General features: G+C 71.7%; 27 protein-coding genes. 7 read left to right on the plus strand and 20 right to left on the minus strand.

Annotated elements, in window-relative coordinates; all coding sequences use genetic code 11:
- Positions 1-38: 38 nt before the first annotated feature.
- From N3K63_RS14345 to N3K63_RS14360, 4 genes are read left to right on the plus strand one after another with little or no spacing between them, the layout of a single operon-like run.
- Complete coding sequence (locus tag N3K63_RS14345; RefSeq protein WP_261580891.1) at positions 39-725, plus strand: hypothetical protein; 687 nt, start codon at positions 39-41, stop codon at positions 723-725.
- Positions 722-1,021 (plus strand): transcriptional regulator, encoded by a 300-nt coding sequence (locus tag N3K63_RS14350; RefSeq protein ID WP_261580892.1) that lies wholly within the window; start codon positions 722-724, stop codon positions 1,019-1,021. Before N3K63_RS14345 ends, N3K63_RS14350 begins: the two co-directional genes overlap by 4 nt.
- Positions 1,018-1,932 (plus strand): ABC transporter ATP-binding protein, encoded by a 915-nt coding sequence (locus N3K63_RS14355; RefSeq protein ID WP_261580893.1) that lies wholly within the window; start codon positions 1,018-1,020, stop codon positions 1,930-1,932. The genes N3K63_RS14350 and N3K63_RS14355 overlap by 4 nt, the downstream gene beginning before the upstream one ends.
- Positions 1,932-2,684 carry an ABC transporter permease gene (locus N3K63_RS14360; RefSeq protein WP_261580894.1) on the plus strand — a complete coding sequence of 251 codons (753 nt, stop codon included), beginning with the start codon at positions 1,932-1,934 and terminating at the stop codon, positions 2,682-2,684. The genes N3K63_RS14355 and N3K63_RS14360 overlap by 1 nt, the downstream gene beginning before the upstream one ends.
- A gap of 24 nt (positions 2,685-2,708) precedes the next feature.
- Here the strand turns inward: N3K63_RS14360 and N3K63_RS14365 are convergent, their stop codons facing one another.
- The 12 genes from N3K63_RS14365 to infC all read right to left on the minus strand — a co-directional run bounded on the left by N3K63_RS14365 (position 2,709) and on the right by infC (position 14,710).
- Positions 2,709-4,292 (minus strand): hypothetical protein, encoded by a 1,584-nt coding sequence (locus N3K63_RS14365; RefSeq protein ID WP_261580895.1) that lies wholly within the window; start codon positions 4,290-4,292, stop codon positions 2,709-2,711.
- Complete coding sequence (locus tag N3K63_RS14370) at positions 4,274-5,044, minus strand: ABC transporter ATP-binding protein (RefSeq protein WP_390895281.1); 771 nt, start codon at positions 5,042-5,044, stop codon at positions 4,274-4,276. Before N3K63_RS14370 ends, N3K63_RS14365 begins: the two co-directional genes overlap by 19 nt.
- A 99-nt stretch (positions 5,045-5,143) precedes the next feature.
- Positions 5,144-7,651 (minus strand): phenylalanine--tRNA ligase subunit beta, encoded by a 2,508-nt coding sequence (gene pheT / locus N3K63_RS14375; protein ID WP_261580896.1) that lies wholly within the window; start codon positions 7,649-7,651, stop codon positions 5,144-5,146.
- Positions 7,651-8,727 (minus strand): phenylalanine--tRNA ligase subunit alpha, encoded by a 1,077-nt coding sequence (pheS, locus tag N3K63_RS14380; RefSeq protein ID WP_390895283.1) that lies wholly within the window; start codon positions 8,725-8,727, stop codon positions 7,651-7,653. Before pheS ends, pheT begins: the two co-directional genes overlap by 1 nt.
- A 42-nt stretch (positions 8,728-8,769) precedes the next feature.
- Positions 8,770-9,690 carry an amino acid ABC transporter permease gene (locus N3K63_RS14385; RefSeq protein ID WP_261580897.1) on the minus strand — a complete coding sequence of 307 codons (921 nt, stop codon included), beginning with the start codon at positions 9,688-9,690 and terminating at the stop codon, positions 8,770-8,772.
- Positions 9,687-10,337, minus strand: coding sequence for an amino acid ABC transporter permease (locus N3K63_RS14390; RefSeq protein ID WP_261580898.1), 651 nt, complete (start codon positions 10,335-10,337; stop codon positions 9,687-9,689). The genes N3K63_RS14385 and N3K63_RS14390 overlap by 4 nt, the downstream gene beginning before the upstream one ends.
- Before the next feature lie 98 nt (positions 10,338-10,435).
- The gene (locus N3K63_RS14395; RefSeq protein ID WP_261580899.1) at positions 10,436-11,350 is read right to left on the minus strand and encodes a glutamate ABC transporter substrate-binding protein; all 915 of its coding nucleotides are present in this window, start codon (positions 11,348-11,350) and stop codon (positions 10,436-10,438) included.
- 80 nt (positions 11,351-11,430) lie between these two features.
- A complete protein-coding gene (locus N3K63_RS14400) occupies positions 11,431-12,225 on the minus strand; it encodes an amino acid ABC transporter ATP-binding protein (RefSeq protein WP_261580900.1) in 795 nt (264 codons plus the stop codon).
- 81 nt (positions 12,226-12,306) lie between these two features.
- On the minus strand, positions 12,307-13,101 hold the full coding sequence (locus tag N3K63_RS14405) for a TrmH family RNA methyltransferase (protein ID WP_261580901.1): 795 nt from the start codon (positions 13,099-13,101) through the stop codon (positions 12,307-12,309).
- Positions 13,102-13,390: 289 nt separating this feature from the next.
- Complete coding sequence (gene rplT, locus N3K63_RS14410) at positions 13,391-13,771, minus strand: 50S ribosomal protein L20 (RefSeq protein WP_261580902.1); 381 nt, start codon at positions 13,769-13,771, stop codon at positions 13,391-13,393.
- Between the two features lie 29 nt (positions 13,772-13,800).
- Positions 13,801-13,995: a 50S ribosomal protein L35 gene (rpmI, locus tag N3K63_RS14415; protein ID WP_018187228.1), complete on the minus strand. Its 195-nt coding sequence runs from the start codon at positions 13,993-13,995 to the stop codon at positions 13,801-13,803.
- Between the two features lie 49 nt (positions 13,996-14,044).
- Entirely contained in the window at positions 14,045-14,710 is a 666-nt protein-coding gene (infC, locus tag N3K63_RS14420) for a translation initiation factor IF-3 (protein WP_261580903.1), read from the minus strand.
- A gap of 218 nt (positions 14,711-14,928) precedes the next feature.
- Between infC and N3K63_RS14425 the strand changes: the two genes are divergently transcribed.
- Positions 14,929-15,339 carry a DUF1844 domain-containing protein gene (locus N3K63_RS14425; protein WP_261580904.1) on the plus strand — a complete coding sequence of 137 codons (411 nt, stop codon included), beginning with the start codon at positions 14,929-14,931 and terminating at the stop codon, positions 15,337-15,339.
- Between the two features lie 56 nt (positions 15,340-15,395).
- Here N3K63_RS14425 and N3K63_RS14430 read toward each other — a convergent pair whose 3' ends face one another.
- The 6 genes from N3K63_RS14430 to N3K63_RS14455 are packed head-to-tail and all read right to left on the minus strand — an operon-like array spanning position 15,396 to position 19,806.
- Positions 15,396-16,208 (minus strand): SseB family protein, encoded by an 813-nt coding sequence (locus N3K63_RS14430; RefSeq protein ID WP_261580905.1) that lies wholly within the window; start codon positions 16,206-16,208, stop codon positions 15,396-15,398.
- Positions 16,192-16,938, minus strand: coding sequence for a bifunctional 1-(5-phosphoribosyl)-5-((5-phosphoribosylamino)methylideneamino)imidazole-4-carboxamide isomerase/phosphoribosylanthranilate isomerase PriA (priA, locus tag N3K63_RS14435; protein ID WP_261580906.1), 747 nt, complete (start codon positions 16,936-16,938; stop codon positions 16,192-16,194). The genes N3K63_RS14430 and priA overlap by 17 nt, the downstream gene beginning before the upstream one ends.
- A gap of 55 nt (positions 16,939-16,993) precedes the next feature.
- Positions 16,994-17,641, minus strand: coding sequence for an imidazole glycerol phosphate synthase subunit HisH (hisH, locus tag N3K63_RS14440; protein WP_261581025.1), 648 nt, complete (start codon positions 17,639-17,641; stop codon positions 16,994-16,996).
- Between the two features lie 47 nt (positions 17,642-17,688).
- Positions 17,689-18,300 carry an imidazoleglycerol-phosphate dehydratase HisB gene (hisB, locus tag N3K63_RS14445; protein ID WP_261580907.1) on the minus strand — a complete coding sequence of 204 codons (612 nt, stop codon included), beginning with the start codon at positions 18,298-18,300 and terminating at the stop codon, positions 17,689-17,691.
- 29 nt (positions 18,301-18,329) lie between these two features.
- Positions 18,330-19,403: a histidinol-phosphate transaminase gene (locus tag N3K63_RS14450; RefSeq protein WP_261580908.1), complete on the minus strand. Its 1,074-nt coding sequence runs from the start codon at positions 19,401-19,403 to the stop codon at positions 18,330-18,332.
- A 22-nt stretch (positions 19,404-19,425) separates the two neighbouring features.
- Complete coding sequence (locus N3K63_RS14455) at positions 19,426-19,806, minus strand: LysM peptidoglycan-binding domain-containing protein (protein WP_261580909.1); 381 nt, start codon at positions 19,804-19,806, stop codon at positions 19,426-19,428.
- A 272-nt stretch (positions 19,807-20,078) separates the two neighbouring features.
- Between N3K63_RS14455 and lexA the strand changes: the two genes are divergently transcribed.
- Both lexA and N3K63_RS14465 read left to right on the plus strand, forming a co-directional pair.
- Positions 20,079-20,744, plus strand: coding sequence for a transcriptional repressor LexA (gene lexA / locus N3K63_RS14460; RefSeq protein ID WP_261580910.1), 666 nt, complete (start codon positions 20,079-20,081; stop codon positions 20,742-20,744).
- 83 nt (positions 20,745-20,827) lie between these two features.
- The gene (locus tag N3K63_RS14465) at positions 20,828-22,330 is read left to right on the plus strand and encodes a hypothetical protein (RefSeq protein ID WP_261580911.1); all 1,503 of its coding nucleotides are present in this window, start codon (positions 20,828-20,830) and stop codon (positions 22,328-22,330) included.
- Here the strand turns inward: N3K63_RS14465 and metE are convergent.
- Together metE and N3K63_RS14475 are read right to left on the minus strand one after the other, a co-directional pair.
- Entirely contained in the window at positions 22,320-24,647 is a 2,328-nt protein-coding gene (metE, locus tag N3K63_RS14470; protein ID WP_261580912.1) for a 5-methyltetrahydropteroyltriglutamate--homocysteine S-methyltransferase, read from the minus strand. The genes N3K63_RS14465 and metE overlap by 11 nt on opposite strands.
- Entirely contained in the window at positions 24,644-25,582 is a 939-nt protein-coding gene (locus N3K63_RS14475; protein ID WP_261580913.1) for a methylenetetrahydrofolate reductase, read from the minus strand. Before N3K63_RS14475 ends, metE begins: the two co-directional genes overlap by 4 nt.
- Positions 25,583-25,754: the final 172 nt, after the last annotated feature.

Raw genomic sequence — 25,754 nt, forward strand, 5'->3', positions numbered from 1 at the left:
GTCTTGACGCAAAGTACTTTGCTTTGCAAAGTGGATGCATGAGCGATGCACAGGAGACACCGCAGGACCCGCGCGAGATGCTCGCGCTGATGGAGCGCACCCGCCGGGCCACCGCGCGACGACTCAACGGCCGCTACGTCGGGCTGCTCGTGCTGTGGGCCGTGGCCTGGGCCATCGGCTTCACCGCGCTGTGGCTCACCGACGGCGTCGGCGGCGTCGCGCTGCTGCCGACGGCCGTCGGCTGGATCGTGTTCGCCGCCGCCATGATCATCGCCATGGTGTGGTCGGCGGTCGTCGGCATCGGCGCCTCGCGCGACGGCATCCGCGGGCGCAGCCAGCTGCAGGGGGCGCTCTACGGGTGCTCCTGGTCGATCACCATGTTCGCGGCGTGGCTGCTGATCGCGGGGTTGCAGCGCAACGGACTCGACAACGAGATGTCTCTCCTCGTCTACCCCGGCGTCTACGTCTTCCTCGTCGGCGTGCAGTACCTCGCCGGAGGCGCACTGTGGCGCGAGGTCCCGATGTACGTGCTCGGCGCCGCTTTGATCGTCGTCGCGGTGATCGCCACCTTCGTCGGTGCGCCCGTGCACTTCCTCGTGTACGCGACGGCGGCGCCGATCGCGATGCTCACCGTCGCCGTTCTCCTCTACGCGGGACTTCTGGGCTCGGGCGAGCCTCGCCCGACGCGCTCCGGCGCGGCCACGGACCCGCGGGAGTCGCTGTGACCGAGCTGGACCCCGTCATCCACGCTCCCGCCCGCCTGCGCATCATGACGACGCTCGCGGAGGTCCTGGTCGACGGCGACGAGATCACCTTCCCGGCGCTGCAGAAGCTGCTGGATCTGACGCCCGGCAATCTCACGACGCACCTCGCCCGGCTGGAGGCGGCGGGCTACGTCACGAGCACCAAGACCTTCGCGGGGCGCAAGCCGGTCACGTTCGTCTCGATCACCCCCACCGGACGCGCGGCCTTCCACACCTATCGCGCGCGCCTGCTCGACCTGCTCGGAGGAACCCGATGACCGGCACCGTCCCCGCCGATGTGCTCGTGCGCGCCGACGCGCTCGTCAAGCGGTTCGGCGACACCACGGCACTGGATGGCGTCACGCTCGACTTCCGCAGCGGCGAATGCGTCGGGCTGCTGGGACCGAACGGTGCGGGCAAGACGACACTCCTGACCCTGATCGAGGGGCTGCGTCAGCCCACCTCGGGCACGGTGTCGCTCTTCGGGGGCGACCCCCGCGACACCCGGTCGCGCGTGCACCTGGGCACCACCCCGCAGGCGACGGCGCTGCCCGAGTCGCTGCGGGTGCGCGAGGTGCTGCAGTTCGTCGCCGCGCACTATCCCTCCCCCGCCGACCGCTCCGCCCTGATCGAGGAGTTCGACCTCGGCGATCTGCTCGCCCTGCAGTGCGGCGCGCTCTCGGGCGGTCAGCAGCGCCGGGTCGCCGTCGCGCTCGCCTTCGTCGGCGATCCGCGGCTCGTGCTCCTCGACGAGCCCACCACGGGTCTCGACGTCGACGCGCGCCGGGCGCTGTGGGAGGCCGTGCGCGCCCGCCATGCCGCCGGCTGCACCATCGTGGTCACGAGCCATCATCTGGAGGAGATCGAGCGGCTCGCCCACCGCGTCGTCGTCATCGACGACGGCCGCGTGCGCGCCGACGACAGCCTCGAGTCGATCGTGTCGGGTGTGGCGCGCCGGCGGGTGACCGTGGCCGGCGTCACCGCCGACCAGGTGCGCGCCCTCGCCCCCGATGCCGCCGTCACCGTCGACCGCACGGCCGGCGACGTGCCGGCCGTGACCGCGGTGCTGGCCGACTCGGATCGCTTCGTCCGCGACCTCGTGGCATCCGCACTGCCCTTCTCTCGACTGAGCGTGCGCGGTGCGACGCTCGAGGAAGCGTTCCTCACGATCACGAAGGGAGCCCGCTGATGTCGACGCTGCGCCTGGCCGCGGTCCATACGACCTACAACCTGCTCGAGACGGCGCGGGTGCCCATCGCGGTCATCGGCTCGATCGTGTTCCCGACCCTCGCCTTCTGCCTGTTCGTGCTGCCGCAGCGCCTCGTGGTCGAAGACCCCGAGTTCGCCACCGCCGCCGTCGCCTCGATGGTCGTGTTCGCCTTCATGTCGGCGGGGCTGTTCTCGATCGGTCTCGACCTGGCCGATCAACGCGCGAAGCCGTGGGCGCCGTATCTGCGCACGCTGCCCGGCGCGCCCGCGGCGCGGATCATCGGGCTCATGGCGTGCACCCTGATCATCGCCGCCGCCGCGATGATTCCGCTGCTCGTCATCGGCGGCGTGCTCACCGCCGCCCGGCCCGACCCGTTCGCACTGCTGACCGCGATCGCACTCGTCATCCTCACCGCCGTCCCGTCCGCGCTGATCGGGGTCATCATCGGCACGACCTGCGGGCCGAAGGCGGCGATCGCCGTCACGCAGGTGGCGATGTTCCTCCTCGCCTTCGGCGGCGGCCTGTTCCTGCCGCCGCAGCTGTTCCCGCAGTGGCTCGACGTCGCCTCGGCGCTGCTGCCGGTGCGACAGGCGCGCGAGATCGTCGTGGGTGCAGCCCTCGGCACCGGTGCCCCACTGTGGGCGGTGGTGGGCATCGTCGCCTGGACGGTGGTGCTCGGCGCCCTGTCGGTGTGGCTCTACCGCCGCGACGAGGGGCGACGCTACCGCTGAGCCGGATGCCGCGCCGCCGCGCGATCAGCTGGTCGGGAAAGCCTTGATGCGCTGCAGCAGGTCGGGCCCGGTGCGCTCGATCGTGCGGCCGCCGACGAGCACCCCGACGATGACCACGCCGATGCCGACGACGATGCCGACGGCGAGCGCGATGGCGCCCAGGGCGGTCGAGTTCGTGGTGAGCGACACGATCGCCAACACCAGGGCGGGCGCGGACAGCACCGCGCACACGCCCCACACCACGAACACCAGCAGGCCGTTGAGGAAGGTCTGCCCCGGCACCGACTTGAACGGGCTGTCACCGGGGGCGGCGACGGGCACCACCAGCACCGCCGACGAGACCGCGCACACGCCGTAGCCGGCCAGCAGCAGACCGAGCGCGCCGCCGAGCACGGCGGGGAGCCGTTCCCACGCACCGGTGATCGCGGTGGTCACCACGGCCACGGCCACCACCGCCGGCACGCCGACGCTGGCCGCGCCCAGCACGCGCCCCCAGCGGTCGGCCCGCCCGCGCACACCGCTGGCGAGCACCGAGGCGAACGCGGTGCCGTCGTAGGAGACGTCGGCGTACCCGGCCACCGAGAGCATGAAGGCCACCAGCACCGCCGAGACGCCGAACGGCCAGCCGTCGACTCCCGAGGTGAACAGGAACAGCGCGGGGAACAGCGGCACGAAGATGAGCTGCCGCACGTACCGCGGGTCGCGCAGCCACGCGGTGAGCGCGCGCGCCCACGTCGCCCCCACCCCGCCCGAGGGCATGACCCCGAAAAGCCCCAGCGCCCCGGCGCGCACGGCGCGGGTCGCCCGGCGGGGCGAAGCCGACACCGACGCCGCCGACGCGCGCTCCCACACCACCCAGAGCACGACCACCGTCGCCACCGCGATCGCCGCGCGCGCGGCCGCCGCGCCCCAGGCTCCCGCGGCGAGATCACCGGGCACCGCCCAGGCCGCGCCCACCGGGCTCCATGCCAGCACGGCCGCCGCATCGGCGAACCGGGCGCCCATGTCGCCGGCGGCATCCACGAGCGCGATCACGCCGGTGAGGATCGGCCCGGTCATGATCAGCAGCGCCAGCACGATCGTTCCCACGATCTCGCGGGTGCGACGGTTGCCCCCGAGCCCGCGCGAGAGCGTCTCGACGAGGCGACTGGCCAAGACGCACGTGAGCAGCGCCACCGCCGCCATCGGCACCGCCGCGAGGGCGGCCACCGGCCAGCGCACCCAGAGGATGACGGTGGCCAGGGCCGCGAGGGCCGTGGTGATGCCGGGGATGCCCGAGATGCCGACGACGGTGAGCGCGCGCATGATCTCGCGCGTGGACAGCGGGAAGGGCGCCAGCCGCGCGGCATCCACGCTCGTGTCGGTACCGGCGATGAGCACCGGTCCGATCACCCAGCCGAGCACGAGCACCGAACCGCCGACGATCGCGACGGTCTGGGCGACCTCGAGCCCCTGGAACCCCGCGAGTGTGATGAAGACCGTCACGACGACGCCGAGCAGCCACAGCGCACCGAGCACCCCGAAGCAGAACCCGACGAGCTGCCAGGGGCGGCGCACGAGGCTGTTGGCGAGGATGCGGTACCGCAGCTTCAGGACTGTCGCAACCACTGCGGGCCCTCCGAGGTGTGGCGGCCGCCGACGAGCGCGACGAAGCGGTCTTGCAGGGTCTGCTCGCCGCGCACCTCGTCGACGGTGCCGGCGGCCAGCACCCGCCCGGCGGCGATCACGGCGACGTGGTCGCACATGCGCTGCACGAGGTCCATCGAGTGGCTGGAGACGATGACGGTGCCGCCCGAGCCGGTGTAGCTGCGCAGCACGTCTTCGATGTTGGCGGCCGAGACCGGGTCGACCGACTCGAACGGCTCATCGAGCACCAGCAGACGCGGGGCGTGCACGAGCGCGCACGCGAGGGCGACCTTCTTGGTCATGCCGGCCGAGTAGTCGGCCACGATCGTGCCCGCCGCCTCGCGCAGATCCATGAGGTCGAGCAGGTCCTGCACGCGTGCGGCGATCTCGGGGCGCGGCAGCCCGAACATCATCGCCGTGTAGGTGAGCAGCTGCTCACCGGTGAGCCGGTCGAACAGGCGCACCCCGTCGGCGAGGTTGCCGATCATGCGCTTGGCGGCCACCGGGTCGGCCCACACGTCGACACCGTGGACGTAGGCTGTGCCGGCGTCGGGGCGCAGCAGCCCCGTCGCCATCGACAGCGTCGTGGTCTTGCCGGCGCCGTTGGGGCCGACGAGGCCGAAGAACGACCCCTGCGGCACCTCGAGATCGATGCCGTCGACGGCGATCTTGCTGCCGAACCGCTTGACGAGGCCTGCAACCTGCAGCGCCGTGGACTCCGTGGGCACACTCACCGTCCCGAGCCTAGCGAGCGCGCCGACACCGCGACCACCGCCGGATGCCGGGGGCCCGGCACCGCGGCGCCGGTGGCCCCGCAGGCCGATGTGCCCGGACTACTCGCGCAGCGTGGCGCCGAAGCGCTCGGTCGCCACCGCGACACCGCCGAGCTTGGCCTCGGTCGCCTCGGCGGCGGTGAGGGTGCGATCGGGGGCGCGGAAGCGCAGGGCGAACGTGAGGCTCTTCGTCGCCTCCGCCACGCCCTGGCCGCGGTAGTCGTCGACGAGGCGGATGCTCTCCAGCAGCGCGCCGGCGCCCTCGGTGAGCGCGGCGGCCAGCTCGGCGGCGGTGACCGCGAGCGGTACGACCAGCGACACGTCCTGCGTCGCGGCAGGGTAACCCGACAGCGATCCGGCGACGACCCGGTCGCCGGCCGCGGCCAGCACCGCGTCGAGGTCGAGCTCGGCGACGATCACGCGGCCGGGCAGGTCGGCGTCGGCCGAGATGGTGGGCAGCACCTCACCGACGTAGCCGACCTCGACACCGTCGACGCTCAGCGCGCCGGCACGGCCGGGGTGCAGCGCCGCGCGGCGCGTCTGGGCGACGGTGATCTCCACGCCGGCGGCGGCGGCGATCACGCGCACCGCGTCGAGCGCGTCGGCCACGTCGAAGGGCTGGGCCTCCTGGCCCGGCTGCTTGGCGACGCGCGCGCCCGTCAGCAGCACGGCCACGTGGCGCGGCTGCGGCGGGATCGACGCGTCGAGGCGCGCGAGGGTCTCGGCATCCGGCCGCTCGGCCGCCGCGGGCACCGTCTCGGTGCCGTAGACGACGCCCGGGGCGGGAAGGAACACGGCGCCCGACTCGAACAGCGCCAGATCGGTGAAGCCGCGCGACAGGTTGCGGTGCGCCACCTGCAGCAGCCCCGGCACCAGCGAGCGGCGCAGGAACGGCGCCTGGCCGTCGAGCGGGTTGGCGAGCTTGACGGAGGGCAGATGCTCCCCCGACGCCGACCCGTGCAGGTCGTTGAGCTCGGCGGTGGTGAAGCCGAACGAGGGCGTCTCGACGTAGCCGGCCGCGGCGAGCGCGTTCGACACGCGGCGCCGGCCCTGCTGCAGCGGCGTGAAGCCGTTGCCCGAGGGGGGAAGCGGCAGCTCCGACGGGATGCGGTCGTAGCCGTCGATGCGGGCGACCTCTTCGGCGAGGGTCCACTTGTCGGTCAGGTCGGGGCGCCACGACGGCGGGATGACGCTCCAGCCGTCGCCGTCGACGGTCACCTCGCAGCCGATCTGCTGCAGGGCGCCGGTGATCTCGGCATCCGTGTAGTCGACGCCGATGAGGCCGGGGATGAACTCCCGCGGCAGCGCGATCGCCTCGAGGAACACCTCGGTGAACAGCGCACCGCCGGCCTCGTCGAGGGTGCCCCCGGCCAGCTCGACCATCAGGTCGGCCACGCGGCGGGCCGCCACGAACGGGATCAGCGGGTCGACACCGCGCTCGAAGCGGCGCGACGCCTCGGAGGGCAGCTTGTGACGGCGTGCGGTGCGCGCGATGGTGACGGTGTCGAAGATCGCCGCCTCGATGAGCACGTTGCGCGTCGCAGCGGTCATCTCGGTGGTCGCCCCGCCCATGACACCGGCCAGGCCGATGGGGCCCGACGCGTCGGTGATGAGCAGATCTTCGACGTGGAGCGCGCGCTCCTTGCCGTCGAGGGTGGTGAGCTTCTCCCCCGGCTGCGCGCGGCGCACCGTGATGCCGCCGGTGAGGGTGTCGAGGTCGTAGCCGTGGATCGGGTTGCCGAGCTCGAGCATCACGTAGTTGGTGATGTCGATGAGAATGCCCAGCGACCGGATGCCCGCCAGCTGCAGCCGCGCGACCATCCAGGCTGGGGTGGGCAGGCTCGGGTCGACCCCGCGCACCACGCGCACCACGAACTCGCTCGCGCCGACGCGGCCGCGGATGGGCGCCTCGTCGACGACGGCGACCTCGAACCCGCCGGTGGGCTGGGCGAGATCCTCGAAGGCGCGATCGCCCGGGTCGCGGTAGTCGGCGCCGGTGGCGTGGGCGTACTCGCGGGCGACGCCGCGCAGGCTCAGCGCGTAGCCGCGGTCGGGGGTGACGTTGATCTCGACGGCGACATCGTCAAGGCCCAGCAGCGCGATCGCGTCGGTGCCGACCTCGGGGTCCAGCCCCAGCTCGGTCAGACGCAGGATGCCGGAGTGCTCCTCGCCCAGCCCGAGCTCGCGCGCCGAGGCGATCATGCCGTCGGAGACGTGCCCGTAGGTCTTGCGCGCCGCGATCGGGAACGGCCCGGGCAGCACCGCGCCGGGCAGGGTCACCACGACCTTGTCGCCCTCGAAGAAGTTGCCGGCGCCGCACACGATGCCGCGCACGCCCCCGTGGGCCTCCCCCACGTCGACCTGGCACCACCGGATGGTCTTGCCGTTGGACTGCGGTTCGGGCACGAACGAGACGACGCGGCCGACGACGATGGGGCCGGTCAGGCCGAAGCCGTGCACGTCCTCCTCTTCGAAGCCGACCGACACGAGCGAGGCCAGCACGTCCTCAGGGGTGGCATCGGGTGCCACATCGACGTACTCGCGGAGCCACGAGAGCGGGACGCGCATCAGACCACCATTCCGAACTGCTCACTGAAACGCACATCGCCTTCGGCCATGTCGCGCATGTCCTTCACATCCGAGCGGAACATCAGAGTCCGCTCGAAACCCATCCCGAACGCGAAGCCCGAATAGACCTCCGGGTCGATGCCGGCCGCGCGCAGCACGTTGGGGTTGACCATGCCGCAGCCGCCCCACTCGATCCAGCGCGCGCCGCCCTTGAACGTCGGATGCCAGAGGTCGAACTCGGCCGACGGCTCGGTGAACGGGAAGTAGTTGGCGCGGATGCGGGTCTTCGCGTCGGCGCCGAACAGCTGGCGCGCGACGTGGTCGAGCGTGCCGCGCAGGTGCGCCATGGTGATGCCCTTGTCCACGACGAGACCCTCGAACTGGCTGAACACCGGCAGGTGGGTCGCGTCGAACTCGTCGGTGCGGAACACCCGCCCGGGCGAGACGATGTAGATGGGCAGCTCGCGAGTGAGCATCGAGCGCATCTGCACGGGGCTGGTCTGGGTGCGCATCAGCAGGTGCGCGGCGACCGGGTCGACGTAGAAGGTGTCCTGCATCTGGCGGGCGGGGTGGTCGGCGTCGAGGTTCAGCGCGTCGAAGTTGTACCACTCGTGCTCGAGCTCGGGGCCTTCGGCGATCTCCCACCCCATGCCGACGAACAGGTCGCCGATCTGGTCCTGCAGCAGGGTGAGCGGATGCCGCGCACCCACGCGCGCGCGCTGCGGCAGGGCCGTGATGTCGATCGCCTCGGCGTCGAGCTTGGCGGCCGTCTCGGCGGCGGCGAGCTCTTCCTCACGGGCGGCGAGCGCCTGGTTCACCCGGCCGCGGGCCTGGCCGACGAGCTTGCCGAACGCGGCCTTCTGGTCGTTGGGCACGGAGCGCAGCTGGGCGTTCAGACGCGCCAGGGGCGAGCCTTCGGCCGTGTGGGCGCTGCGGGCCGCCTTCAGCTCGGCGGTGCTGTGGGCCGCGTCGATCGCCGCGAGGGCGTCGGCCACGGCGGACTCGACCGCGTCGGGCGTGATGGCGGGCGCGTTCTCGGGCGCGTTCTCGGAGGGGGAAGCTGTGGCGTCGGACACGAGTGTCGAGTCTACCGGCGGCCCTTCCCCCGCCCCGACCCGTCAGTGGGCCTGGCCGCCGGGGCGGCGCCGCCCGGTGTCTTTCTGCGCGGCGATCAGCTCGGTGTCGGTCGTGGCCGGCACCGGGTGGTGCAGCGGATCGACGGCCGACTCGGTGCCGTCCACCCGGTGCGCGCGGCGTTCGACGACGCGGGCGATGTAGCTCAGCAGCAGACACAGCGCGATGTAGATCGCCCCGGCGATGAGGGCGGCCTGGATGAGCGGCGAGCCGTACTGGGCGTTGGAGCCGAGCAGCTTGGCGAAGTACAGCAGCTCGGGGTAGGTGATGATGAAGCCCAGCGCGGTGTCCTTGAGGGTCACCACGAGCTGCGCGATGATCACCGGAAGCATCGCGCGGATCGCCTGCGGCAGCAGCACGAGGCGCATGACCCCGGCCTTGCGCAGGCCGATCGCGTAGCCGGCCTCCTTCTGACCGCGGGGCAGCGACTCGACGCCCGCGCGGATGACCTCGGCCAGCACCGACCCGTTGTAGGCGATGAGCGCGATGACGACGGCCCAGTAGTTGGGCATCTTCACGCCGATGACCGGCAGGCCGTAATAGAGCAGCAGCATGAAGATCAGCACCGGCACGGCGCGCAGCAGCTCGATGATCCAGGCGAACGGCACCCGCACCCAGGCGTGGTCGGAGAGGCGGCCGAGGGCCAGCACGAATCCGAGCACGACGGCGCCGACGGCGGCGGCACCGAACGCGGCGAGGGTGGCGATCGTGGCGTCGAGGAATCGCATCCAGACGGCCGAGAAGGTGAAGACGTACCACTTCTCCGCCGAGAACTGACCGGTCACCGCGAAGCGCCAGACCACGAAGCCGATGCCGGCCAGCACGACGAGGATCGTGATGATCCCGAGAATGCGGTTGCGCGCCCGGGCGCGGGGCCCGGGGACGTCGTAGAGGACGGAGGTCATCGGGCCACCTGCCATCTGCGCTCGAGAACGCGTTGGAGCCACGCCAGCACGAGCACGAGGGCCACGAACACGACCATGACGAGGAGGATCGTCACCAGCTGGTTCTCGCCCTTCTCGCTCATGTTGGCCCGGATGCTGCCGAGGTTGACGACCGAGAAGCCGGCGGCGACGGTCGTGTTCTTCAGGAGCGCGATGAACACGCTCATCATGGGCGGGATGACCGAGCGGGCGGCCTGCGGCAGCACGACGAGCCCCATCACCTGGGTGAACGGCATCCCGAGGGCACGGGCGGCTTCGGCCTGCCCGACGGGCACCGTGTTGATGCCCGAGCGGAGGGTCTCGGCGACGTAGGTGGCCGTGTAGATGCCGAGCCCGGTCGTGGCGAGGATCAGGTAGCTGCCCCGCGGCACCGAGAACAGCAGCGGCACCGCGAAGGCGAAGAAGAAGAGCACGAGGGTGAGCGGGGTGTTGCGGATCCAGTTGACGTACACCGTTCCCACGGCCCGGGCGACCGGGATCGGGGAGACCCGCATCGCGCCGATGATGAAGCCGAGGACGAGAGCGATGAGAGCGCCGCCGAAGAACAGGATCAGCGTCCCGACGAGGGCTTCCTGCCACAGGTCGGGATAGTCGAAGATCTGGTTCACCGTGCTCCTTCCGAGAGCCGTGCTCCGTGCGGAGCGTTACGCGAGCGTTGCGGGCCGATCGGGTGCGGGGCGGCGCTGACGCCGCCCCGCACCACAGGTCAGCTGACCGGGTCGGGCTCGGGCTGGGTGCCGGTCACACCGGCCGGGCCGAGGTTCTTCTCGAAGATCGCGTCCCAGATGTCGGGGTTGTCGACCATCGTGGTGTTGATGAACTCCGCGAACGCGGTGTCGCCCTTGGCGACGCCGATCCCGTAGCGCTCCTCGCTGAAGGGCTCGCCGGCGATCTTCAGGTTGTCGGGGTCTTGGGCGGCGTAGCCGATGAGGATCGCCTCATCGGTGGTGACGGCGTCGGCCTGCCCGTTCTTGAGCGCCTCGACGCACTGCGAGTACGTGTCGAACTCGCTGGTCTTGGCCGGGGTCTCGTCCTTGATCCGCTGGATCGAGGTCGAGCCGGTCGCCGAGCACACCGTCATGTCGGCCGTCAGCGCGTCGACGCCGGTGATGGTGTCGTTGTCGGCGGCCACCAGCAGACCCTGACCGGTGATGAAGTACGGTCCCGCGAACGAGATCGACTCCTTGCGCTTGTCGGTGATCGAGTAGGTGCCGACGTAGTAGTCGATGTCGCCGTTGATGATCGCCTGCTCGCGGTTGGCCGACGGGATCGCGGTGAACTCGATCTTGTCCTCGTCGTAACCGAGCGAGGCGGCGATCCAGCGGGCCATGTCGACGTCGAAGCCGGTGCGCTCGTTGGTGGTCGGGTCGAGGTAGCCGAGGTTGGGCTGGTCTTCCTTGACGCCGATCTTCACGGTGCCGCGGGCGGTGATCGCCTCGACCGTGGGGCTGCCGTCGACGGTGGGCGCCGGGTCGGCGACCGTGAACCAGGCAGCCGCCTCGCCGGTGGACTCGCCGCCCTCGGTGGGCGTCGAGGTGGGCGTGCCGCTGTTGCACGCGGTCAGGGCCAGGCCGGCGGCGGCCAGCAGGCCCAGGCCTGCGGCGATTTTGGTGCGTCGCATGTGATCTCCTTCGGTTCTGTATCTCGGTGTGGGGTCGGGAAGGCGGGGGGATCGCTGTCGGTGACGGGCGGCAGGGCCGCTCAGTGGGTGATCAGCTTGGAGAGGAAGTCCTTCGCGCGCTCGCTCTTGGGGGCGGTGAAGAACGTCTCGGGCGACGACTCCTCGACGATCTGACCGTCGGCCATGAACACGACGCGGTCGGCGGCCTTGCGGGCGAAGCCCATCTCGTGGGTGACGACGATCATCGTCATGCCCTCGTGCGCCAGGTTCACCATGACGTCGAGCACCTCGTTGATCATCTCGGGGTCGAGCGCACTGGTGGGCTCGTCGAAGAGCATGACCTTCGGCTTCATCGCGAGAGCGCGGGCGATCGCGACGCGCTGCTGCTGGCCGCCGGAGAGCTGCGCCGGGAGCTTGGAGGCCTGGTGGCCGACCCCCACGCGGTCGAGGAGGATCTTGGCATCGGCCTCGGCATCCGCCTTCTTCATCTTCTTGACCTTGATGGGGCCGAGCGTGACGTTCTCGAGGATCGTCAGGTGCGAGAAGAGGTTGAACGCCTGGAAGACCATGCCGACATCGGCACGCAGCGTCGCCAGCGCCTTGCCCTCGGCGGGGATCTCGACGCCGTCGATGGCGATGGAACCGCTCGTGATGGTCTCGAGACGGTTGATCGTGCGGCAGAGCGTGGACTTTCCCGACCCGGACGGACCGATCACCACGACGACCTCGCCGCGGTTGACCGTCAAGTCGATGTCCTTCAAGGCATGGAAGTCGCCGTAGTGCTTCTCGACGTGCGAGATCACCACGAGCGGGTCACCACGGCGGACGGTGATGTTCGACGTCTTGGGTGCCGAACCGTCATCAGAGGGCGTCATCTGGTCAGCCTGTCACGCGGCGCCCCGCAGGGGCAGGGTCTTTACCGAGTTGTAACAGGTCTGGTATGCGACTGTTCGCGCTCAGGCGCGCTGCGAGAACGCGGTCTCGTACAAGCACACCGACGCCGCGGTCGCGAGGTTGAGCGACTCGGCGCGCCCGTAGATCGGCAACCGCAGCGACAGATCCACCAGGGCCAGCGCGTCGGGCTCGAGTCCGCGCGCCTCGTTCCCGAACAGCCAGGCCGTGGGCCGGGCGAGGGTGGCGCGGTGGGCGAGGAAGTCCTCCCCCTCGACGTCGGCGGCGACCACCTGCATTCCGGCGGCGTGCGCGCGGTCGATGGTCGTCGACAGGTCGGCGGCCACGGCCACCGGCACGTGGAAGAGCGACCCGGTCGTCGCGCGCACCACCTTGGGGTTGTACGGGTCGACGGTGCGCCCCGTGAGCACGACCGCGTCGGCCCCCGCGGCGTCGGCGGCGCGGATGATGGTGCCGAGGTTGCCGGGGTCGCGCACCTCTTCGCAGATGGCGACCAGCCGCGGCGAGCCGGCGAACACGTCGCGCACCGAGGTGGGCGACTGCCGGGCGACGGCGACGATGCCCTGCGGGGTGACCGTGTCGGCCATGGCGGCCAGCACCGCCTCGGTCGTGAACACGACCTCGACACCGCCGGCGGATGCCGCGTCGCGGATGTCCTGGTGCCGTTCGAGCGCCGACGGGGTGGCGAACACCTCGACGAGCGTGTCGGGACGGTAGGCCAGCGCCTCACGGGCGGCCTGCGGCCCCTCGAGCAGGAAGAGCCCCGTCTCCTGTCGGGCGCTGCGCTTGGTCAGCTTCGCGACCGCGCGCACGCGCGGGGACCGGGGGTTCTCGAGCACGTCCCTCAGTGTACGGTTCGCGCCCCGCGCCCCGTACGACGGCGCGCTGTCACGCTCTCGGGTCCCGGGGGTCGCGCCGGCGGGTCGGGTCGGCGGACCGGCCGCGGGTCGGCGGTCGTCCGCGAGAGAACAACGGGGCGCCGAGGGAACGGGTGACGACCGTTCTCTCGGCATCCAGGTGTTCTCTCGCCGGATGCTGCGGGGCGGACTGCGAGGCGGATGCCGCGGGGCGGAGGGACGACGAAGGGCGCCCTCCGGGGAGGACGCCCTTCGTGCGGTGCGAGAGGTGTTACGCCTTGGGGGCGTTCACGTCGGCCGGCAGGCCCTTCTTCGCGGTCTCGACGAGCGAGGTGAAGACGGCGGGCTCGTTGACGGCCAGCTCGGCGAGCATGCGGCGGTCGACCTGCACACCGGCCAGGTTCAGGCCCTGGATGAAGCGGTTGTACGTGATGCCGTTCTGGCGGGCAGCGGCGTTGATGCGCTGGATCCACAGACGACGGAAGTCGCCCTTGCGCTTGCGACGGTCACGGTATGCGTAGACCAGCGAGTGGGTGACCTGCTCCTTGGCCTTGCGGTACAGGCGCGAACGCTGACCGCGGTAACCGGAGGCGCGCTCGAGGATGACGCGACGCTTCTTGTGGGCGTTGACGGCCCGCTTGACTCTAGCCATTTCTATCTTTTCCTAACGTGCGTCGGCGCTCAGATGCCGAGAAGCTTCTTGGCGACCTTCGCGTCACCCTTGGCGAGGACCTGCTCCTGGTCGAGGCGACGCGTACGACGGGTCGCCTTGCCCTCGAGGTTGTGGCGGAGGTTGGCCTGCTGCTTCATCAGCTTGCCGCTACCGGTGACCTTGAAGCGCTTCTTGGCGCCCGAGTGGGTCTTCTGCTTGGGCATATCTCTTCCTTCGTTGTGCTACCCGACGGAGCGGGAGTCTGTGGGGCGCTTACTCCGCCGGTGCGGCGGGCGCGTCGTCTTCGGCCGGTCCACCCGGGTTGCGGGCGTCGCGGGCGGCCTGCTTGTTCGCCGCACGAACGGCGTTCTGCTCGGTCTTGACCTCGGACTTGTTCTTGTGCGGCGCGATCACCATCACCATGTTGCGTCCGTCGATCGTGGGGTTGGACTCCACGGTGCCGAACTCGGCGACATCCTCGGCGAACTTGCGCAGCAGACGCACACCCTGCTCGGGACGCGACTGCTCGCGACCACGGAACAGGATCATCGCCTTGACCTTGTCGCCGGTCTGGAGGAAGCCCTCCGCGCGCTTGAGCTTGGTCTGGTAGTCGTGCGCCTCGATCTTCAGTCGGAAGCGCACCTCCTTCAAGACCGTGTTGGCCTGGTTGCGACGTGCTTCCTTGGCCTTCTGGGCGGCTTCGTACTTGAACTTGCCGTAGTCCATTATCTTGACCACGGGCGGCTTCGAGTTGGGGGCCACCTCGACCAGGTCGAGGTCCGCCTCCTGCGCCAAACGCATGGCGACTTCGATGCGGACGACGCCGACCTGCTCACCGGCAGGACCCACGAGGCGGACCTCGGGGACGCGGATGCGCTCATTGGTGCGGGGATCGCTGATGCGGAACTCCTCTTCGTGCGGGATCGGCCACCGGGGCACAGGGCTGCGCCTCGGGCGGAAGAGCACGACATCCACCCCGCACGATGCTCGCGCATCGGCTTCATGTTCTGCACCCGGATCCGGCCTGCCGGACGACCTCTGACGAGGCGGAGTGCGAGACCCGGTAGCCTGGAACGGCAAGCGCGGGTGGGATGTGATCCTCTTTCGATCCGGAGTAGAACACTCCGGTGCCCGCCCAGTTTAGCAGAGAGCAGCACGTGGATACGATTCCCTCCCCCCAGCCGGATTCAGGCCCTTCGGGCGACGACCGTCAGGCCCGTTGGGAGGAGCAGGAACGCGCGGCCGCGAACACCGCCGGCCGCGACATCGCGGACGTCCCCGCGGTCGAGGTGATCACCACCACCTCCGTGCACCTCATGAGCGCGGCGGCCGTGAAGGTCGGCCTCGCCGACGACCCCGACACCCAGACCGACCTCGACGAGGCGCGCAAGCTCATCAACGCGCTGGCGGGTCTCATCACGGCCGGCGCCCCGGAGATCAGCGACATGCACGCCCGCTCGCTGCGCGACGGACTGCGCTCCCTGCAGCTCGCCTTCCGCGAGGCATCGGTCATCCCCGACCCGATCGGCAAGGGTCCGGGCGAGAAGTGGACCGGCCCCGTCACCTGACCGGCGCTGTCGGCTGACGGGCGCCCGTCATCTGACGGGCGCCGTCACGGCGCCGGTCAGGCGCGCAGCAGCTTGACGGTCAGCGAGTCGACGAGCACCGCGATGCGGTCGTCGGCGGCCCAGCGCGCGGCGAGGCGCTGCAGCACGGCATCCAGTTCGGACTGCTCGAGGCCGTCGACCAGGTGCAGGTTCACGACGAGCTCGGGCCCGCGCAGGCGCGCCTGCGGATCGCCTGCCGCCACCGACAGGTCGAGCACGCCGAGCTCGCTGCCGATCGACTCGTGCAGACCGGCGTAGACCTCGGGCGACGTGTGCGCGGGCTCCCAGGGCAGCCCCTGCCCGATCGCCCAGACGGCCGGTCGGCGCAGCACGAACTCGGTCTCCGAACCGGGGTCGACCACGATGAGGTCGGTGTCGTCGTCGGCTGCCGCCAGAGCGGTGCGGATGCCGTCGGCCGGGACGGGCCGCGCGCTCGGGTCCCAGGCGCGCATCGTGTCGACGCTGGTGAACACCGGCAGCACGCGGCGACCGTCGGGCGCGGCGACCGTGACGATCGACAGCTCCTGGGTCTTGTCGACCACGAGCCCGGTCGGGCCCACGCCCTCGTCGCCCTTCTCGGCCATGAGCGGGATCAGCAGCCGCGCCGTGCGGTAGGCATCGACGACCGCGGCCGGCGCGCCGCCGGCGCGGAACGCCACGAGCGCGGCGTGCAGCGCGGGATCGGCCGAGCCGTCGTCACCGGCGTGCGGGTTCGCCTCGAAGCTGCGCCCTTCCCACGGCACTCCCGCGGAGTCGGCGGGGTTGCCGCAGGCGTGGTCGCCGTGGGGGTGCGCGGCGTGGCCGTGGTCGTGGTCAGCCTGCGGCGACATCCAGCGCCTCGGCCAGCGTGAAGGCCCCGGCGTACAGCGCCTTGCCCACGATCGCACCCTCGACGCCCAGCGGCACGAGCTCGCGCAGCGCGGCGATGTCGTCGAGGCTCGACACGCCCCCGGAGGCGACGATCGGCTTGGGGGTGCGCGAGGTGAGCTCGCGCAGCAGCTCGATGTTCGGGCCCTTCAGGGTGCCGTCCTTGGTGACGTCGGTGACGACATAGCGGCTGCATCCGGCGTCTTCGAGACGGTCGAGCACCTGCCAGAGGTCACCGCCGTCGCGCGTCCAGCCCCGGGCGGCCAGGGTCGTGCCGCGCACGTCGAGGCCGACGGCGATGGCCTCGCCGTAGCGCCCGATGACGTCGGCGGCCCATTCCGGGTTCTCGAGGGCGGCGGTGCCGAGGTTGATGCGGGTCGCGCCCGACTCGAGCGCGGCCTCCAGCGACGCGTCGTCGCGGATGCCGCCGGACAGCTCCACCTGCACGCCGCGGACGGCGCGGATGGCCTTGCGCAGCACGTGGGCGTTGTTGCCGCGACCGAAGGCGGCGTCGAGGTCGACGAGGTGGATCCAGGTCGCCCCCTGGTCGGCCCACTGCTGTGCCGCGTCGACGGGGTCGCCGTAGTCGGTCTCGGTGCCGGCGGCGCCCTGGGTCAGACGCACCGCCTTGCCGTCGGCGACGTCGACCGCGGGCAGCAGGATCAGTTCAGGGGTGGACGCGAAATCGTTCATGGCTCCTGGGAGGGGTTCGGGGCGCGCCGGTGGCGCACGCGCACAGGGGACGAGCCTACCGGGACCCCGGCAGGGTCTCGATCCAGTTGGAGAGCAGCCGGATGCCGGCGTCGCCGGACTTCTCGGGGTGGAACTGCGTGGCCGACAGCGGCCCGTTCTCCACCGCCGCGAGGAAGGGCGTGCCGTAGTCGCACCAGGTGAGCACGGGCGCCCGGAACGGGCCGGTCGCCTCCAGCGACCAGTGCTGGGCCCCGTAGGAGTGCACGAAGTAGAACCGCTCGTCGGCGATCCCGCGGAACAGGCGCGAGTCGTCGCCGGCGCGGACGGTGTTCCAGCCCATGTGCGGCAGCACGGGTGCGTCGAGCTCGGTGACCGCTCCAGGCCACTGCGCGAGACCTTCGGTGTCGACGCCGCGTTCCACGCCGTGCTCGAACAGCACCTGCATCCCGACGCAGATGCCCAGCACCGGCAGTCCCCCGGCGAGGCGTCGCTCGATGAGCTCGTCACCGCGCTGGGCGCGGAGGGCGCGGGCGACCGCTTCGAAGGCCCCGACACCGGGGACGACGAGACCGGCGGCTTCTCTCACGAGACCGCGGTCGGCGGTCAGGCGGGCGTCGGCGCCGGCGGCGATGAGGGCTTTGACGGCGGAGTGCACGTTGCCCGACCCGTAGTCGAGCACCGCGACCAGCGGCCGCTCCCCCACCGCGCCGGACGCGTCGGGGCCGGGGGTGGGCTCGGATGCCGTGGCAGTCACAGTGCGCCCTTGGTGCTGGGCACCCCCACCACGAGCGGGTCCAGCGCCTTGGCCTGGCGGAACGCGCGGGCGAACGCCTTGTACTCGGCCTCCGCGATGTGGTGCGGGTCCCGACCGCCGAGCACGGTGACGTGCACGGTCAGGCCGCCGTTGAAGGCGAGGGCCTCGAAGGTGTGCCGCACGAGCGAACCCGTGAAGTGGCCGCCGATGAGGTGGTGCTCGAAGCCGAGGGGCTCGCCGGTGTGCACGAGGTAGGGCCGACCCGAGATGTCGACGACCGCCTGGGCCAGGGCCTCGTCGAGCGGCACGAGGGCATCGCCGTAGCGCGAGATGCCGCTCTTGTCGCCCAGGGCCTGACGGATCGCCTGGCCGAGCACGATCGAGACGTCCTCGACGGTGTGGTGCGCGTCGATGTCGGTGTCGCCGGAGGCGCGCACCGTGAGATCGGTGAGCGAGTGCTTGGCGAACGCGGTCAGCAGGTGGTCGAAGAACGGCACCGTGGTGTCGATGTGGCTGCGCCCGGTGCCATCGAGGTCGAGTTCGAGTTCGACGGTGGATTCGCTCGTCGCGCGGCGGATCGAGGCCGTACGGGATGCGGGGCTGCTCATGCCGCGAGTCTATCGACCCGCGGCATCCCTCAGAGCGAGGCCAGGGCGTCGAGGAACGCGGTGGTCTCCTCTTCGGTGCCGGCCGTCACCCGCAGCGAGTGCGGGATGCCCACGTCGCGGATCAGCACGCCGCGGTCGTAGAGGCCGCGCCAGGTGGCGTCGGGGTCGTCGACCCCGGAGAACAGCACGAAGTTGGTCCACGACTCGTAGGGCGTGTAGCCGAGGGCAGCGAGGGTGGCCGACATGCGGTCGCGCTGGGCGACGATGTCGTCGACCATGCGCAGCATCGTGGGCGCGTGACGCAGCGCCGCCGAGGCGGCCGCCTGGGTGAGGGCGCTGAGGTGGTAGGGCAAGCGCACGAGGCGCAGGGCGTCGATGAGACCGGCGTCGGCGGCGAGATAGCCCACGCGCGCCCCGGCGAAGGCGAACGCCTTGCTCATGGTGCGCGAGACGACCAGCCGCTCGCGCCCGGGCAGCAGGGTGAGGGCCGAGCGGGTCTCGCGCGGGGCGAACTCCTGGTAGGCCTCGTCGACGATGACGATGCCGGGGGCGGCGTCGTAGACCGCGGAGATCGTCTCGAGCGACAGCGGGGTGCCGGTGGGGTTGTTGGGGGCGCAGAGGAAGACGACGTCGGGGCGGGCCTCGTCGATCTGGGCCGCCGCATCGTCGGGCTCGAGCGTGTAGTCGTCGCCACGGCGGCCGGCGACGTAGTCGGCGCCGGTGGCGCGCGTGAGCAGCGGATACATCGAATAGGTGGGGCCGAACCCGAACGCAGTGCGGCCGGGACCGGCGAAGGCCTGCAGCAGGTGCTGGAGCACCTCGTTGGAGCCGTTGGCCGCCCAGATCTGATCGGCGGCCAGCCCGTGCCCGAGGTAGTCGGCGAACCCTTCGCGCAGCGCGGTGAACTCGCGGTCGGGGTAGCGGTTGACGTCGCGCAGAGCGTGGGCGATGCCGTCGAGGATGTCGTCGGCGACCTCTTCGGGCACCGGGTGGGTGTTCTCGTTGACGTTCAGCGCCACCGGCAGGGGCGCCTGCGGTGCACCGTAGGGGGTGAGGCCGCGCAGATCGTCGCGGAGGGGGAGGTCGTCGAGACTCGCGCTCATCCCACCCATGCTACGGGCCGCGTCAGCGACCCGACGCGTACTCGAGCGGGATCGACAGCGACTGCCCCGGCGTGATCTCACCGGTGCTGAGGGCGTTGAGCGACACGATCGCATCGACCACGTCGCGGCGGTCGGATGCGGGGGCCACCTCGGCGGCGATCGACCACAGCGTGTCGCCGGGGAGCACGGTGACCGTCTCGAACGTGCCGGCGGGGGCGCCGCCGTCGTGGGAGGCGAGCGCGCTGCCGCCGGAGAGGATCGCGAAGCTGAGGGCGATCACGGCGGGCAGGGCGGCGAGGAACGCGACGACACGGCGACCCCGCACCGTGAGGCGCAGGCGGGTGGCGGGCACCGGTGCAGCGGCGCGGATGAGCGGTGCAGCGGTGATGTCGATCGTGGTCATGGTGTCCTCCTCGTTCCCTCGGATGGCGAGAGGTTCGCATCCGAGCCCTCGGCCGGGAGGGCCGGATGCGAACTTCTCTTCCGAAGCTATCTTCGATATTGTGCGGTTGTCAAGTGGTGCCGGAATCGGAACCCGATCGAAGACGACACGCGGCGAGGTGCTGCGGGCGGCTGCTGATTGCGGATACCGTTTCGATGACCAGAGCCCATCACCCACCTCCGACATTCGAAGTCGATGACGGCGGAGGGCAGCGTGAACGAGGAGACCCGGAGATGAACGAGAAGCCGCAGACGCGTCGCCGCAAGAGCCTCAGCGACAAGCAGATGGCGATCCTCGAGGTCATCCAGCGCTCCATCGCGCGCTACGGCTACCCGCCGAGCATGCGCGAGATCGGCGACGCCGTGGGGCTGAAGTCGCTGTCGAGCGTGACCCACCAGCTCAACCAGCTCGAGCTGAGCGGGTACCTCCGCCGCGACGCGGGCAAGACCCGCGCCATGGAGGTGCTGATCGACCTGCCCGGCGCCGCCACCGAGAACCCCGCCGATGCGGCGCCCGCCGTGGGCGACGCCGCCCTGGTGCCGCTGGTGGGCCGCATCGCCGCCGGCGTGCCGATCACCGCCGATCAGCACGTCGAGGAGATCTTCCCGCTCCCCCGCCAGCTCGTCGGCAAGGGTGAGCTGTTCATGCTCAAGGTCGTCGGCGACTCGATGATCGACGCCGCCATCTGCGACGGCGACTGGGTGGTCGTGCGCACCCAGTCCACCGCCGAGAACGGCGACATCGTCGCCGCCATGCTCGACGACGAGGCCACCGTCAAGGCGTTCCGCCAGCGCGACGGCCACACCTGGCTCCTCCCCCGCAACTCGGCCTTCGAGCCGATCCTCGGCGACGACGCCGTGGTGCTCGGCAAGGTCGTCGCCATCCTCCGCGCCGTCTGAGCCGTCGGTCGCCCGGACCGGGCGATGCGCGAGGCACCCGGCATCCGTCATGATGTGCTCAACCCACCCCGCGAGGAGCCTTCATGACCACCAGCGACGTCGCCGACCTGCACGCCCGACTCGATCGGCTGGAGCGCGAGAACGCCGCCCTGCGCGACCCCGGGACGGCACGGCCGGGGAGCGGCCGGTGGCGGGCCGTGCTCTCGGCGATCGTCATCGTCGTCGCGGCCATCCTCGTGCCGGTCTCGATCGTCGCCGCGTGGGCGCGGGTGCAGCTGGTCGACGAAGACGCCTTCGTGCAGACCCTGGCGCCGCTGGTCGACGACCCGAGCGTGCAGCAGCTGGTGATCGACGAGACGATGGATGCCGTCTCGGCACAGGTCGACTTCGATCAGCTGACCGCCGACGTGTTCGCCGGCGTGAAGGACCTCGGCCTGGGGCCGCGCGCCTCGGCCGCCCTCGACCTGCTGCAGCGGCCCGCTGCGGACGGCCTGACGAACCTCGTCGACCGCACCGTGACCACGGTCGTGCAGTCTGACGCCTTCTCCGACATCTGGGCCACGACCGTGCGCGGCGTGCACCGCGCGCTGACGGTCGCCTCGACCTCGGACGGCGGTGGCGTGGTCGTCATGACCGCCGACGGCGTCGGCATCCAGCTCGGCCCGATCGTGGAGCAGGTCAAGCAGCGCCTGATCGACCAGGGCGTGGGCGTGGCCGCGATGATCCCGGCCGTCGACCGCACCGTCATCGTCGGCACCGGTGAGACCCTCACCCTCGTGCGCACCGGCTACGCCGTGGCGGCGACGATGGGTTGGTGGCTGCCGGTGATCACACTCGCCCTGTTCGCCCTCGGCATCGCCCTGGCACGTCGACGCTCGGTCGCCGTGGTCGGCACCGGTGTCGCCCTGGCGATCGGCGGCGGCTCGCTCGGGGCCGCCCTCGGGATCGGGGCGACGGCGATGACGATGGTCGGCGGGCAGCTGGACCTGTCGCCCGCGGCGCTCGAGGTCGTCTACGGCCGCCTGGTCGACGACATGCGCCAGACGGCATGGGTGCTCGCGCTGCTGGGCGTCGTCGTCGCCGTCATCGGCTGGCTCGTGGGGCGCGGCACCGCCGCCCGCCGTGTGCGCGCGGCCCTCGACGCCGGCGGTGCCGCGGGCCGTCGCGCCCTTGCCCGGCGCGGCATCGACACCGGCGGCTTCGGGCGGTGGCTCGGGCGCAACCGCGTACTGGTGCGGGTGCTGCTGGCGGTGCTCGCCGTGCTGTGGCTGTTCGCGCTGCGCCCGCTGGGTCTCGGCGACATCCTGCTGGTGCTCGTGGTCACCCTCGCCGTGATGGCGATCCTCGAGCTGCTGCAGCAGCGCCCCGACGAGACGGTGGCGATCGTGGCGGCGGATGCCGACACCGCGGTCATCGTCGAGACGGATGCCGACACCGAGGTCGTCGTCGAGGCGGATGCCGACACCGCGGTCGTCGTCGAGACGGATGCCGACACCGCGGAGCTCGACCCCACGACGGACGACGCCCCGGCGGCCCCCACCGAGGGGAGCACCGGGGCGCCGACGCCGCGTACGCCTAGACGCTGACCTCGATCCGCTCCCGCGCGGCGCGGGTGGCGGTCACGAGGTTGCGCAGCGAGGCGACGGTCTCGTCGTAGCCGCGGGTCTTGAGCCCGCAGTCGGGGTTGATCCACACCTGGCGCAGCGGCAGCTCGCGGGCGGCGCGGTCGACGAGCTCGCCGATCTCCGCCACGGCCGGCACGCGCGGCGAGTGGATGTCGTAGACGCCCGGTCCGACGCCGTGCGCGAAGCCCGACGAGGCGATGTCGCCGATCACCTCGCCGCGGCTGCGGGCCGCCTCGATCGAGGTCACGTCGGCGTCGAGGGCCGCGATGGCGTCGATGACGACGGCGAACTCCGAGTAGCACAGGTGGGTGTGCACCTGCGTGGCGGCGTCGGCGGCGGCCGTGGCGAGCCGGAACGAGCCGACCGACCAGTCGAGATAGGCCGGCTGGGCGTCCTGACGCAGCGGGAGCAGCTCCCGCAGGGCCGGCTCGTCGACCTGGATGATGCGGATGCCGGCCGTCTCGAGGTCGGCGATCTCGTCGCGCAGCGCCAGGGCCACCTGGTTGGCCGTCTCGCCCAGCGGCTGGTCGTCGCGCACGAACGACCACGCCAGGATCGTGACGGGCCCGGTGAGCATGCCCTTGACGGGCTTGTCGGTGAGCGACTGGGCGAACACCGACCAGCCGACGGTGATGGGCGCCGGGCGGGAGACGTCTCCCCACAGGATCGACGGCCGCGTCGCGCGCGACCCGTAGGACTGCACCCAGCCGTGCTGGGTCACCGCGAAGCCGTCGAGGTTCTCGGCGAAGTACTGCACCATGTCGTTGCGCTCGGCCTCGCCGTGCACGAGGACGTCCAGCCCGAGGTCCTCCTGCAGGCGGATGACCTGGGCGATCTCGTCGCGGAGGAACTGCTCGTAGCCGTCGCGGTCGAGCTCGCCGCGGGTGTGCTGCGCGCGGGCGCGGCGGATGTCGCCGGTCTGCGGGAACGAGCCGATGGTCGTCGTCGGCAGCAGCGGCAGGGCCAGGTCGGCGTCCTGCGCGCGCACGCGCTCGTCGTAGGCGATGCGCTGGAAGTCGTCGGCGCCGAGCGCGGCGGCGCGGGCGCGCACGGCGCCGTCGGCGACGCCGGGCGCCTCGCGACGGTCGGCCAGGGCGGCGGTGGCGGCCTCGAGGTCGGCGGTGATGGCCGCCTCTCCCTCCCGCAGGCCGCGGGCCAGCACCGCGACCTGCGCGACCTTCTGGTCTGCGAAGGCGAGCCACGAGCGCAGGCGGGGCGGCAGGGACGTCTCGTCGTCGACGTCGTGCGGCACGTGCTGCAGCGAGGTGGACGTGCCCACGGCGACGCCCACGCCGGGCACGGCGCCGAGCCGCTGCAGCGTCGTCCAGGCCGCGACCAGGTCGCCGCGCCAGATGTTGCGGCCGTCGACGACGCCGCCCACGAGGGTCTTGCCCTCGAGCCCCGCCACGGCGGCGGGCACGTCGCCGCGGTGCAGGTCGAGCGCGATGGCCTCGACAGGCGCGGCCGCCAGTGCGCGCCACGCATCGTCAGAGAGCGGGCCGTAGCCGGCGGCGACGAGGATCGCGGGCCGTTCGGCCGCGCCCCCCAGCACCGCGTAGGCCTCGGCGGCCGCGTCGGCGAGCTCCGCGTTGCCCAGGCCGAGGCTCTCGCTGACCAGGGCGTGCTCGTCGAGCTGCACCCACTCGGCGCCGGCGGCGCGCAGGGCGGCGAGCAGCTCGACATACACCGGCAGCAGGTCGGCCAGGCGCGACAGCGGCGAGAAGCCTTCGGGCGCGGCGTCCGTGGCCTTCGCGAGGGCGAGGAGGGTGACGGGTCCCACGATCACGGGACGCACCGTCACGCCGTCGGCGCGGGCTTCGGCGACCTGGCGAGCGGCGCGGTCGCTCGACAGCGAGAAGACCGTCTCGGGGCCGATCTCGGGCACGAGGTAGTGGTAGTTCGTGTCGAACCACTTGGTCATCTCGAGCGGGGCGAGCTCGCCCTCGCCGCGGGCGGCGGTGAAGTATGCCGACAGTGGAATGGTGCCGTCGGCCTCGCGCAGCGCCGCGAAACGCTCGGGCAGGGCGCCCACCGTGACGGCGGCGTCGAGCACCTGGTCGTAGAAGGAGAACGACTCGGGGATCGACGAGTCGCTCCGGCCGAGACCGAGGGCGGCGAGCCGCTCGCGCGTGGTGCGGCGCAGCTCGGCGGCGGTGGCCTCGAGGCCGGCCTCGTCGAGGGCTCCCGACCAGTGGCGCTCGACGGCCTGCTTGAGCTCACGGCGACGGCCGATGCGGGGGTAGCCGAGGATCGTCCCGGCGGGGAAGGTGGCGGTCATACGAGGATCTCCTGCTCGGGACACAGACCCGCCGCGCGCAGCACGGCCAGCACGGTGTCGTGGTTGTTGAAGGCGTACAGATGGATGCCGGGGGCCCCGCCCTGCAGCACCGCACGGGCGAGCCCGGCGGCGTGGGCGGTGCCGACGGCGCGGCCGGCCTCGCCGGGCCCCGCCTGGTCGAGGGCGGCGCCGAGGTCGGCGGGGCGCGCGTCGCCGGTGAGCTCCAGCACGCGGCGCAGCCGCGCCGGCGAGGTGATCGGCATGATGCCGGGGAGGATCGGCATCCGCACGCCGGCGGTGCGGGCGCGATCGACGAAGTCGAGGTACTCGTCGGGGCGGAAGAACAGCTGCGTGATCGCCAGGGTCGCCCCGGCGGCCTCCTTCGCCAGCAGCGCGTCGATGTCTTCGTGGGCGTGCCGCGAGCGGGGGTGGCCGTTGGGGAAGGCCGCCACCGCGATCTGCACGCGCTCGCGCGGGGCGACCACGGCCGCCCGGTCCAGACCCGGCACCGGGGTCTCGGCGTACGGCACCCGCTCGGCCTGCACGCGGTCGATGAGCTGCACCAGCTGCGCGGCCGACTCCAGGTCTCCCAGGAACGCGTCGTCTTCGCCGAGACCGACCGGCGGGTCGCCGCGGAGGGCGAGGAAGCGGGTGATGCCGGCATCCAGGAACTCGCGGATGACGGCGCCGGCGTCGGCGTAGGTGCTGCCCACGCAGGTGAGGTGCGCCAGCGGCGGCACCGAGGTCTCGCGCAGGATGTGGGTGAGAACACCCAGCGAGCGGTCCCGCGTGGAGCCGCCGGCGCCGAAGGTGACCGAGATGAACTGCGGGTCGATCGCGGCGAGGTGACGGATGGTCTCGTACAGCGCAGGCAGCCCGTCGTCGGAGCGCGGCGGGTAGATCTCGAACGAGATCGGAGGCGGAACGGTGGTCATGGAGACTCTCGGGTCACGACGATGGTCAGGGCGGTGGCCGGGCGGCCGCGGACACGCACCGATGGTGCGGTCATCGCGGGCGGGTGCCGGGCTCGGCTGTCGCTCCTGCCCGTGTGACGGGCGTTCGATACGACGACTGTAGGACCCCCGCGCACCCGGCGACAGTGTGTGA

The sequence above is a fragment of the Microbacterium festucae genome (assembly GCF_025421715.1).
GTDB lineage: Bacteria > Actinomycetota > Actinomycetes > Actinomycetales > Microbacteriaceae > Microbacterium > Microbacterium festucae.